Here is a 1085-nt window from a genome sequence, read left to right as displayed (position 1 = left end):
GGAGGGGGAGGAGGATCTGGTTGCCGGGCTGGATCGCGGATTCGCCGCGCTGGGGTGAAGGCGCTCCGTCCTCGGATCGGCGACGATATTTGATTGGATGTTGCCTCCGGCCGCGTTCCAGCCGTTTCGTAAATAGGCAAGCACCCTGGCCGTCGTGCCAGATCACCTTAATCAGGTCGCCGCGACGCCCGCGAAAGACGAAGAGATGCCCGTCGTTCGGATCGCGCTTCAGCGTCTCCTGGACCATCAGCGACAACCCCGGAAAGCCCTTGCGCATATCGACATGGCCCGTCGCCAGCCAGACACGCACGCCACTCGGAACCGGGATCACCGGCGCCGATCCAGAACGCAATGACCCGCGCCAGAGCTTTTGGATCGGCGTCGACGACGACCCGCCGTCCGCCCGGCAGGATGATCCCCATGCGTGAGGCCGCCGCCGCGCTCTCTTGCCTCAGCGGCTCCAACGCCGGCGTGAGCACCGCTGGAACGAACGTCGGCACAGTCTCCGATCCGCCGGGCTCATCTTGAAAGGTCCGCCGCCATGTCGCCAATTGCGAGCGAGAGATCCCGTATCGACGGGCTGTCGCCGACACCAGTCGCGGACCCGCCATGCTCTCGATGACGATCTTCAGCTTCTCTTCGTCGCTCCAGCGACGACGGCGCCCCGTCTCGACGATCTCAAGCCGTTCGAAGGCTCTGTGCGTATGCCTGTCCATACGCACTGTTCTCAGGCGAAAAACCCAACATTCGCAAGGCGGCCTTCACCGTAGGCGTACCATCTTCCTGGCCGGAGCCGCGGTGATTTTCCTACAGTCGCGGCCAGTTCCAACTATCAGGTCGTGCTGGCGCCAGAGGGTGTGACCGCGACGGGGATGGGTTCACCATCTATCCGGGGTCCGACCACTCCTACGACATGATGGAGGAACTGCGTGAGATCAGTCTGGAGGCGAAATCGCGCGGGCTGATGACCGTCGTCTGGTCCTATCCGCGTGGCGGCAAGGTTTCCAAGGAGGGTGAAACCGGCTTCGATATCATCGCCTATGCGGCGCATATGGCAGCATTGATGGGCGCGACCATCATCAAGG

General features: G+C 63.1%; 2 protein-coding genes and 1 pseudogene. 1 reads left to right on the top strand and 2 read right to left on the bottom strand.

All coding sequences use genetic code 11. The annotated features are described in order from the left end of the window. Together tnpB and VQ044_RS25285 are read right to left on the bottom strand one after the other, a co-directional pair. Window positions 1-277, bottom strand: a 277-nt coding sequence (tnpB, locus tag VQ044_RS25290) for an IS66 family insertion sequence element accessory protein TnpB (protein ID WP_331827905.1), incomplete at its 3' end; no start/stop codon positions are given. Further along, window positions 168-611, bottom strand: a complete 444-nt coding sequence (locus VQ044_RS25285) for a hypothetical protein (protein ID WP_331827906.1) — start codon at window positions 609-611, stop codon at window positions 168-170. The genes tnpB and VQ044_RS25285, both read right to left, overlap by 110 nt. Before the next feature lie 272 nt (window positions 612-883). On the opposite strand from VQ044_RS25285, the pseudogene VQ044_RS25280 reads away from it, so the two are divergent. Continuing rightward, window positions 884-1085, top strand: a pseudogene (locus VQ044_RS25280) (class I fructose-bisphosphate aldolase); the annotation flags it as partial.

This window comes from Aurantimonas sp. C2-5-R2, from assembly GCF_036549495.1.
GTDB classification, from domain to species: domain Bacteria; phylum Pseudomonadota; class Alphaproteobacteria; order Rhizobiales; family Rhizobiaceae; genus Aurantimonas; species Aurantimonas coralicida_A.
The sequence above is the reverse complement of the archived record's forward strand: the minus strand, read 5'-3'. Positions and strand labels throughout refer to the sequence as shown.

Bases quoted from the DNA above. Each gene is read 5' to 3' on its own strand.
- VQ044_RS25285 (WP_331827906.1), bottom strand. From the start codon at position 611: ATGGCGGGTCCGCGACTGGTGTCGGCGACAGCCCGTCGATACGGGATC.